This window comes from Azospirillum isscasi (assembly GCF_030849505.1).
GTDB lineage: Bacteria > Pseudomonadota > Alphaproteobacteria > Azospirillales > Azospirillaceae > Azospirillum > Azospirillum isscasi.
Genome location: NZ_JAUJFI010000241.1, coordinates 1 through 6,066, shown reverse-complemented (window position 1 = coordinate 6,066; position 6,066 = coordinate 1). Strand labels below are relative to the sequence as shown.

Annotated in this window: 7 protein-coding genes and 1 pseudogene; all 8 read left to right on the top strand. The window is 72.8% G+C overall.

All coding sequences use genetic code 11. From position 1 onward, the window contains the following. Positions 1 to 1,014 (top strand): annotated as a pseudogene (locus QSG27_RS27190) (tetratricopeptide repeat protein); the annotation flags it as partial. A 65-nt stretch (positions 1,015 to 1,079) separates the two neighbouring features. Beyond that, positions 1,080 to 2,687: a glycosyltransferase gene (locus tag QSG27_RS27185; protein ID WP_306711742.1), complete on the top strand. Its 1,608-nt coding sequence runs from the start codon at positions 1,080 to 1,082 to the stop codon at positions 2,685 to 2,687. Positions 2,688 to 2,716: 29 nt separating this feature from the next. Beyond that, complete coding sequence (gene pseI, locus QSG27_RS27180; protein WP_306711741.1) at positions 2,717 to 3,766, top strand: pseudaminic acid synthase; 1,050 nt, start codon at positions 2,717 to 2,719, stop codon at positions 3,764 to 3,766. 13 nt (positions 3,767 to 3,779) lie between these two features. After that, on the top strand, positions 3,780 to 4,538 hold the full coding sequence (locus QSG27_RS27175) for a glycosyltransferase family protein (protein ID WP_306711739.1): 759 nt from the start codon (positions 3,780 to 3,782) through the stop codon (positions 4,536 to 4,538). Between the two features lie 15 nt (positions 4,539 to 4,553). Beyond that, the gene (locus QSG27_RS27170) at positions 4,554 to 4,787 is read left to right on the top strand and encodes an acyl carrier protein (RefSeq protein WP_306711737.1); all 234 of its coding nucleotides are present in this window, start codon (positions 4,554 to 4,556) and stop codon (positions 4,785 to 4,787) included. Between the two features lie 7 nt (positions 4,788 to 4,794). Then, positions 4,795 to 5,613 carry an alpha/beta fold hydrolase gene (locus tag QSG27_RS27165; RefSeq protein ID WP_306711735.1) on the top strand — a complete coding sequence of 273 codons (819 nt, stop codon included), beginning with the start codon at positions 4,795 to 4,797 and terminating at the stop codon, positions 5,611 to 5,613. Then, the gene (locus QSG27_RS27160; RefSeq protein ID WP_306711733.1) at positions 5,610 to 5,873 is read left to right on the top strand and encodes a phosphopantetheine-binding protein; all 264 of its coding nucleotides are present in this window, start codon (positions 5,610 to 5,612) and stop codon (positions 5,871 to 5,873) included. The genes QSG27_RS27165 and QSG27_RS27160 overlap by 4 nt, the downstream gene beginning before the upstream one ends. After that, positions 5,870 to 5,995 carry a hypothetical protein gene (locus QSG27_RS27155; RefSeq protein WP_306711731.1) on the top strand — a complete coding sequence of 42 codons (126 nt, stop codon included), beginning with the start codon at positions 5,870 to 5,872 and terminating at the stop codon, positions 5,993 to 5,995. Before QSG27_RS27160 ends, QSG27_RS27155 begins: the two co-directional genes overlap by 4 nt. Positions 5,996 to 6,066 lie beyond the last annotated feature (71 nt).

Sequence of the window (6,066 nt, the reverse complement as noted above, 5' to 3'; positions counted from 1 at the left end):
CCGCGCGCCCGCCTGGACATCGCCGCATCGCTGCGCCTGCACGCCCGGGCCGTCCGCCTTCAGCCGGCCAGCGCCGAGGCCCGCTGGAACCGCTCCCTGGCGCGGCTGCTGGCCGGCGACCTGGCCGGCGGCTGGGAGGATTACGAGGCGCGCTGGGGCGTGGCCGGCTTCCCGACCAAGCCGCGCGGCCTGCCGCAGCCGCTGTGGCGCGGGGAGGACATCGCCGGGCGAACCATCCTGCTGCACGAGGAGCAGGGCCGCGGCGACGCCATCCAGTTCGTCCGCTACGCCCCCCTTGTGGCCGCCCGCGGCGCCCGCGTCCTTCTGGAGGTGGGGGCCGATCTGGTTCCCCTGTTCAACGGCCTGCCGGGGGTGGAGAGGGTCTTCGCGCGGGGCGAAGCCTTGCCCGCGTTCGACTGGCAATGCCCGCTGCTCAGCCTGCCGCGGGCCTTCGCCACCCGGCTGGACACCATTCCCGCCGCCGTTCCCTACCTGTCCGCCGACCCGGCGCGCGCCGCGGCGTGGCGGGAGCGGCTGACCGGTGGCGGTCTCGGGGTCGGGCTGGTCTGGGCCGGCAACCCGCATTTCGCCGGCGACCGGGAGCGGTCTCCGGGGCTGGCGGCGCTGGCCCCGCTGCTGGAGGTGCCGGGCTGCCGCTTCTTCGGCCTGCAACTCGGCCCCGGCCATGACGAGCTGGCGCGGCGGGCGATGCCCCCGTCCTTCACCGATCTGGCGCCCGGGATCCGGGACTTCGCCGACACCGCGGCGATCATGGCCAGCCTGGACCTTGTGATCTCCTCCTGCACCGCGCCCGCCCATCTGGCCGGGGCGCTGGGCGTGCCGCTGTGGGTGCTGCTGTCCCACGCGCCGGACTGGCGCTGGCTGCTGGGCCGGGAGGACAGCCCCTGGTACCCGACCGCCCGCCTGTTCCGCCAGCCCCGCCCCGGCGACTGGACCACGGTGGCGGCGGAGGCCGCGGCGGCGCTGGCGGAGCGCGCGGCGGCGCATTCTTGAAACCTTAACCAAGCCGGGGGTATCAGGAGGCGATACGAAAACAGGCGCCGGTTGAGGGAAACAGCATGTCCGACATCGCCGGGGAACAGGCCGCCACGCTGAAATCCCTTCTGGCCGAGCGCCAGTTCAACGCCGACCGGCTCAACGCCCTGTCCGCCCACTGCGAGCGCATGCGCCGCGAGCTGGACCTGGACGCCCGCCTGTCCATCGCCGAAGACCTGCGCCGCAACCCGCCGACCGGGGAGACGGTGCTGTTCCAGTCGGTTCTGTTCCAGTTGACCGGGGACCTCTACCACTACGAGCGGATTCTCCATTACCTGCTGCTGGGCGGGGAGCGGGTCGGGCCGGAGCTGATGCACTACACCTACTGGTGCATGGCGCGGCAGCTTTTCCTGGCCGCCTCGGCGCCGGAGAAACTCGGCGCCTTCGGCCCCTGCGACCTGTTCCGCTTCTACGAGGAGCTGGTGCGGGCGGTGGCGCGGCGCTGGGACGTCGTTCCGCCGCGCCGGGTCCCGCGGGACGGACCGATCCGCCGGGTGGCCGTGCTGACCAACCAGTTCACCAACGACCAGCACCAGCCCTCGCGCGACTGCTTCGACTACGCCAGCCGGCTTCAGGACGACTTCGGGCTCGACGTCGCCATCATCAACTGCAACACCATGCCGCTGCGGGCCGAGAACCTGTTCGTCCCGCCGATGATCGCGGAGCTGGTCGCGGACTACGAGGGCGTCTTCGCGCTGAAGATGTTCGGGCGGCAGGTGAAGATGGCCTCCTTCACCAGCCGCGCCTTTTCCAAGGACAAGCTGTCCACCATCGTCGGCGCCATCGACGGCTACGACCCGGACCTGCTGGTGACCTTCGGCGGGGCCAACGTCGTGGGCGACCTGTTCGCGGTGACCGACGCGCGGCCGGTGGTCTGCCTGCCCACCACCTCCGGCATGACCATCTCGCTGGCCCATCTGGTGCTGGGGTACGAGGAGGGGAACCACACCGACTCCATGCCGGCGCTCTACCGCGGCCCCTTCGCGCGGCGCTTCCGGCCCTTCACGCTGGGCTTCTCGCCGCCGCCCACGGCGGGGGAGGCGGGGGATTTCGGGCTGGACGGCGCGGCGTTCGTCTTCGCCGTGGTCGGCACCCGCCTGGATTTCGAAGTGACGGGGGAATTCCTCGCGCTGGCCGACGCCATCCTCGACCGCTGCCCCGGCGCCGTGATCGTCTTCGCGGGAAAGGTGGAGCAGTTGCCGGCCCGGCTGGCGGCGGCGCGCAACGGGGCGCGCATGCGCAGCCTGGGCCATCTGACCGACATCCGCGCCTTCTACCGGCGCTGCCACGGCTATCTCAACCCGTCCCGCCAGGGCGGCGGGGGCAGCGCCGCCTACGCCATCGCGGAGGGGCTGCCGGTGGTCACCCTGGCCTGGGGCGACGTGGCCAGCGTGGCGGGGGCGGGCATCCCGGTGCCGGACGCCGCCGCCTATGTGGAGCGGGCCGCCGCCCTCGTCGCCGACCCGGCGCTGCGGGAGCGGCAGGCGGAGCTGTCGCGCATCCGCTTCCGGACCGTGGGCGACCGCCACCGCTGCACCGAACGGCTGCTGGCCTATGGCGAGGAGGCGCGGGACCTTCTTCGGGCGGAAGCGGAAAAGGCACACCCGCCGTCCGCTTCCGTGGCAGAGTGACCTTCGTCATTCACAGCGAGACCGCTTCCGTGCCGCGCGACGTCATCATCAACGGCCGCCCCGTCGGCCCCGGCCATCCCCCCTATCTGATCGCCGAGATGTCGGGCAACCACAAGGGCGACCTGAGCCGGGCGCTGGCCCTGGTGGACGCCGCCGGGGAGGCCGGCGCCGACGCGGTGAAGCTGCAGACCTACACCGCCGACACCCTGACCATCGACCATGACGGGCCGGGCTTCCGGCTGGAGGGCGGGCTGTGGCAGGGCCGCACCCTGCATGATCTCTACCGCGAGGCGCACACCCCCTGGGAGTGGCACGAGCCGCTGTTCGAGCGCGCCCGCGCCATCGGCCTGACCGTCTTCAGCTCCCCCTTCGACGACACGGCGGTGGAGCTGCTGGAGCGGTTGGACGCGCCGGCCTTCAAGATCGCCTCCTTCGAGCTGAACGACCTGCCGCTGATCCGCCGGGCCGCCCGGTCGGGGCGGCCGCTGATCCTGTCCACCGGCCTCGCCACGCTGGGCGAGGTGGCGGAGGCGGTGGAGGCTGTGGGCGACGCGCCGCTGGTCCTGCTCCACTGCGTCAGCGGCTACCCGACCCCGCCGGAGGATTGCAACCTGCGCACCATCCCGCATCTGGCGCAGGCGTTCGGCGTCGGCGTCGGCCTGTCCGACCACACCCGCGGCGTGGCGGTGCCGGTCGCCGCGGCGGCGCTGGGGGCGGTGGTGATCGAGAAGCACTTCACCCTGTCCCGCGCCGACGGCGGGGTGGACAGCGCCTTCTCGCTGGAACCCGCCGAGTTCAAGGCGATGGCCGACTCCGTCCGCACCGCCTGGGCGGCGCTGGGCCGCGTCCATTACGGGGTGGAGCCGAGCGAGGCGGGCGGGCGCGACTACCGCCGCTCCCTCTACGTCACCGCCGACGTGGCGGCGGGCGAGGCGCTGAGCGCCGCCAGCGTCCGCTCCATCCGCCCCGGCTTCGGCATGGAGCCCAAGCAGCTCCCCGCCGTGCTGGGCCGCCGCGCCGCCCGCGCGCTGAAGCGCGGGGAACCGCTGCGCTGGGACATGCTGGCACCGGAGACCTGATGACGGAGGACGAATGACCGCCGCCAACCCGAAGCCGCGCGTGGTCTGCATCTCGCAGGCCCGCATGACCTCGACCCGCCTGCCCGGCAAGGTGCTGATGGAGGCGGCGGGACAGCCGCTGCTGGCGCATCATCTTGGCCGGCTGGCGCGCTGCCGGACGCTCGACGGGCTGGTGCTGGCGACCACGGTGAACGGCACCGACGATCCGGTGGCCGAACTGGCCGCGGCCCTCGGCGTTCCGGTGTTCCGGGGCAGCGAGCCGGACGTACTGGCGCGCTTTGCCGGGGCCGCCGCCATGGCCGGCGCGGACGTGGTGGTGCGGGTCACCGCCGACTGTCCGCTGATCGACCCGGCGCTGGTGGACCGGGTGGTGACGGCCTTCCTGGAATCGGCGCCGCCGCTGGACTATCTCAGCCTGGACGTCACCCGCTTCCCGCGCGGGCTGGACGCGGAGGTCTTCACCCGCGCCGCCCTGGACGAGGCCGCAGCCAACGCCGCCGACCCGGCGGAGCGCGAGCACGTCACCGCCCACCTCTACCGCCGTCCGGAGCGCTTCCGCATCGGCAGCCCCCTGGCGCCGGAGGACGGCACCGTCCTGAACCAGCGCTGGTGTGTGGACGAGGCCGCCGACCTGGAACTGGTCCGCCGCCTGCTGGGCGCCCTGCTTCCCGAAAATCCCCGCTTCGGCTGGCAAGATTGTTGCAATACCTTGCGCCAGAACCCTGAATGGGCCGACCTGAACGGCAGCGTGCGTCAGAACACGCTCCACTGAAATGGAGACACCACCATGGACCGCAAGGATTTCCTGCTCGCGCTCGACGAGATGCTGGAGCTGGACGCCGGCTCCCTGACGGGCGCGGAAGAGCTTGAATCGATCGACACCTGGGATTCGCTGGCCGTCATCAGCTTCATCGCCCTGGTGGACGAGAGGCTGGGGCACGTCGTGGAGGGCGAGAAGCTCGTCAAGGCGCAGACGGTGGACGATCTGCTGGGGCTGGCCGGCATCGCCGTCGCCGCCTGACCGCCCGGTGAGCGCAAGCGCCGCCCGGTCGCCGCGGCGCGGACGGGCCGACATCGAAGGCGGTCCCGCCGCCTATCTCTCACTGGGGCAGGGCGGCGTTCCGGCGCTGCTTCTGCACGGCTTCGCCGGGGATTCGCTGACCTGGCAGTTCAACGCCGCGCCGCTGGCCGCCGACCGCCGGATCCTGGCGGTGGACCTGCCGGGGCACGGCGCCTCGACCCTGGAGGTCGGGGACGGGCGGGTCGGCGCCTTCGCGCCCTGGCTGCTGCGGTTGCTGGACGCGCTGGAGGTCCCGCGGGTCCACGCGGTCGGCCATTCCATGGGCGGCTACGTCGCGCTGGAGCTGGCGCGGCTGGCGCCGGAACGGGTGGCGAGCCTGTCGCTGATCGCCAGCGCCGGCCTCGGTCCCGGCTTCGACCTGGAGTTCCTGCGGCGGGTGACCGCGCTGGAGACCGCGGAGGAAGGGCGGGACTGCGCCGCCCGGCTGTTCGCCCGGCCCTGGCTGCTGGCGGGCCGCGTGGGCGAGGTGATGCACGCCCAGGCCGCCGACCCCCACCGCCGCGCCGCGTTGGAGCGGATCGTCGCCGGTTCTTTCGCGGAGGCGCACCGGTCGTCCGCTCCGGTGGACTGGACGGCCTTCCGCATGCCGGTCCAACTCCTGTGGGGGCGGGAGGACCGCATCATCCCGGTGCCGACCGCCGACCGCCTGCCCCCCGGCGCGCCGCTTCATCTCTTCGACAAGGCCGGTCACTTGCCGCATAGTGAGGCGGCAACCCCCGTCACGGCCATCCTCCGCGACTTTCTTTCCGCATGCGACGTTCCATGACCGATTCCATTCTCGCGCTGATCGCCGAAGAGCTTGCCCGCATCGCCGCCGACAAGGGGGAGACCCTGCCGGCCCTCGGCCCGGGTACGCGCTTCCTGGGCGGGGAGCTGCCGATCGACTCCCTCGACCTCGCCACCCTGCTGGTGGTGCTGGAACAGCGCACCGGGCAGGACCCGTTCCGCGCCGGATTCGTCCAATTCAACACGGTCGGGGAGCTGGCGGCGCTCTACCGGCCGGGCGTCTCCGCCGGGGCTGCATGAGCCTGCCGCCGCCCCCCTGGCTGCATCCCGGCATCCGCCTGATCGAGGCGGAGCGAAGCGCCGGCTGGGCGGACATCGCCGCGCAGGCCGACGCCTTCGAGGCGGCGTTCCGGGGAGCGTAGTCGCCGTTCGGAATCCATTCCAGCGTCCCCGCCTTCCAGGGATTCTCCGGCGCCGGACGGCCCCGGCCCAG